Below are 3,223 nucleotides of genomic sequence, written 5' to 3'. Positions count from 1 at the left end.
TCTGAGTTACCGGTCAGCCCCACTCATCGGGTTAACCCTCCTTGTCATTGGATTTGAAAGTGAAATCTTAAATAGTATAGACCGTTCATTATTTTTTATACACGTAAACAAAAAAAGAAAAATCCATTTCGAAAACGGCTAAACCTTGAGTTAAATAGGTGATTCGTCAAAAAGTTATTTCTCCCAATGCTTAGCGATGAACTGATCTCGGCCAGAAAGCGCTCGGTCTTTTTGATAATGCTCCGATTCTTTTTTATAAAAGTCCTGATGATAATCTTCAGCAGGGTAGAAGTACTTAGCATCGCGAATTGTGGTTACAATAGGTTTATCAAAGCGACCACTGTTTGCTAGCTTTTCCTTAGAAGCTTCTGCAATGCGTTTTTGTTCATCTGAATAAGTAAAGATAGTTGTCGTATAGGATTCACCACGGTCATGGAATTGACCAAAAGCATCTGTAGGGTCGATTTGCATCCAGTAAATATCAAGGAGCTGCTCATAACTAAAAACGCTTGGGTCGAATTCAATTTCGACCACTTCTATATGGCCAGAAGTCCCTTTTTTGACATCCTCATAAGTAGGATTGTCTATATGACCACCCATGTAGCCGGAAGTGATCTTATGTATACCATCCCATTCAACAAATGGCTTTACCATGCACCAAAAACAACCGCCAGCAAACGTAGCTTTCTCAATCATGTTCATCATCCTTTCTGTCGTGAAAATATTATAGCATTATTTGGTTCATTCCTGGCAAAAAGGGTGTAAAATAACTTTTAAATAGTTATTGAAAGGATTCGCAACATACTATAAAATGAACCTTTCTTTACATTGAATCGTTACATTACTATAAAAAATAGAGGAGTTAACAGTTATGGAAGAGCAAGATTATTCAAGACGCTCACAGCGCCCCCAAAAACGGCGCTTGCGTAAAGGGAGAGCATTCTTCACATTGCTATTACTTTGTGTCATCGTAATTGCAGGTTATTCCGTTATGCAATATCGAAGTGGACTCAAATTGGCAAGTGATACAAAGGTAGCCCAAGAGGATTTCAAGGGCGATACAGTAAATGGCGATGTGGAAAACTATTTATTATTAGGGATCGATACTCGTGGTGAAGAAAAATCACGTACAGATACAATGATGGTATTATCGTGGAATAAGAAAACAAATGATATGAAGCTCGTGTCACTCATGCGAGATATTTATGCAGATATTCCAGGCTATAAATCCTATAAGCTTAACACGGCGTACTATTTAGACGGTGTTCAATTATTAAAAGATACGATTACCAATATGTTTGGCCTACCGATTCATCATTATGCCATTATTGATTTTAAAAATTTTGAATCTCTTGTAGATATTTTAGCGCCAAATGGAGTTGAAATGGATGTAGACAAAGATATGTCCGAAAATATTGGGGTTTCATTAAAACAAGGTGTTCATAACTTAAACGGTCAAGAATTACTTGGCTTTGCCCGATTCCGACACGATGCTGAAGGAGATTTTGGTCGAGTAGCACGTCAGCAAAAGGTTATCGAAGCCTTAAAAAATGAAGTTTTATCACCTCAAAATATGGTGAACTTACCAAAATTCGTTGGGGCAGCACAAGGGTATATAACAACAGACTATTCATCAGCAGAAGAGGTTAAGCAAGTGCTGAAGATGGTGTCGAAAGGTAAAGTCAATATAGAAAAAGCAACAGTTCCAATTGAAGGTAGTTATAATTTCCAAAGCTTTAGAGGTGTCGGTGATTCAATTGTTATGGATGTAGAGAAAAACAAAGAATTTTTACGTAAATTTTTAGGAATTCCTTTAGAGTGATTTTTCGCAAAATCCAACATCATCTTGTAAAATAAGGATATAGGATTGGTATTGAGGTGATTAGATGGAAAAAGACAGATCAAATGAGCGTTCGAATTTCTTTTCAACGAAGTTTATTCGCTTTATCGGTGGTAAAAACTTATTTTTTACACTGATTGTTTTATTATTATTAGCATGCGTTATTTTTATGTTCCAAAAAGTTTCATTTATATTTACCCCGCTAAAAGTTTTATTTGAGGTAGTTATTCTACCAGGGGTATTAGCCATTATTGGGTATTATTTACTTCGTCCAATATTGGGCCTTTTCGAAAGATGGCGAATCCCAAGAGTTTGGGGTATCTTTCTTCTATATATCATTCTGATTGGCATCATTACGTTATTAGTAGTACTTGTCTATCCGTTTTTAAGAGACCAGTTTACTAATTTAGCACAGGAATTCCCGGGATATTTTATGGCATTTACACAAAATATTGCTGAGTTTCTCAATAATGCACGTCTCAACGAGTACTTAGATAAAGTTAATTTAAATTATGATTCAATGGTAGAGAATTTTACTACAGATATGGTGGATACGGTAAAAGATACGGCTACGAATTTAGCGCAAGGTGTAGCATCTGGAATTACTGGATTCGTTTCAGCGTTAACTGGAATTGTTCTATCATTAGTGACGGTGCCATTTGTTTTATTTTACTTACTTAAAGATGGTAAAAAACTACCGAGTTTTATTATAAAAATTTGTCCGCCACGTATGCGTAAAGAAGTAACAGAAATCTTACAAGACATGGACAAGCAAATTAGTTCCTATGTTCAAGGGCAAATTTTAGTGTCCATGTGTATAGGAGCAATGGTGACTATCGGCTTTTTAATTATCGGTATGAAATATGCCTTATTGCTTGGCTTCCTTGCTATGATTACGAGCGTGGTTCCATACTTAGGGCCTGTCATCGCCATTACACCAGCGGTCATTATCGCTCTTGTTACATCGCCATTCATGCTGATTAAGCTAGCCATTGTGTGGACGGTCGTACAGCTCATTGAAGGGAAATTTATTTCTCCACAAATTATGGGTAAATCACTGAGTATCCATCCAATTACCATTATTTTTGTGTTATTAACGGCCGGTTCTTTATTTGGCGTACCAGGTGTCATTTTAGGGATTCCGGGCTATGCCATTTTAAAAGTGCTTGTGACCCATTTATTTAAGCTATATAAACAGCGTTATAATCGTTATACGGATGAGATTCATCAAAAATACGATGTGTAATGAAGAGACAGTTACTGCAGAAGTGCAGTAGCTGTTTTTTTAGGTTCTATAATATTTTTTGGGGTATTCGCACAATTCCACGCATAAAAAAAGCACAGATTCACCGATTTATATATACTTGAATTGTCGAGAAACAA

At 36.4% G+C, this 3,223-nt stretch carries 3 protein-coding genes; 2 read left to right on the top strand and 1 reads right to left on the bottom strand.

All coding sequences use genetic code 11. The features are described from left to right. Positions 1-174: 174 nt before the first annotated feature. Positions 175-696: a peptide-methionine (S)-S-oxide reductase MsrA gene (gene msrA, locus ACQKN2_RS22605; RefSeq protein WP_427416934.1), complete on the bottom strand. Its 522-nt coding sequence runs from the start codon at positions 694-696 to the stop codon at positions 175-177. Positions 697-871: 175 nt separating this feature from the next. On the opposite strand from msrA, the gene ACQKN2_RS22600 reads away from it, so the two are divergent. Then, complete coding sequence (locus ACQKN2_RS22600; RefSeq protein WP_427416933.1) at positions 872-1,822, top strand: LCP family protein; 951 nt, start codon at positions 872-874, stop codon at positions 1,820-1,822. A gap of 64 nt (positions 1,823-1,886) precedes the next feature. Further along, complete coding sequence (locus ACQKN2_RS22595) at positions 1,887-3,086, top strand: AI-2E family transporter (RefSeq protein ID WP_427416932.1); 1,200 nt, start codon at positions 1,887-1,889, stop codon at positions 3,084-3,086. The last annotated feature ends 137 nt before the right edge of the window (positions 3,087-3,223 follow it).

It is taken from the genome of Lysinibacillus sp. NPDC093688 (assembly GCF_050280145.1).
Lineage (GTDB): Bacteria > Bacillota > Bacilli > Bacillales_A > Planococcaceae > Lysinibacillus > Lysinibacillus xylanilyticus_B.
This window is presented reverse-complemented; position numbering and strand designations above follow the sequence as displayed.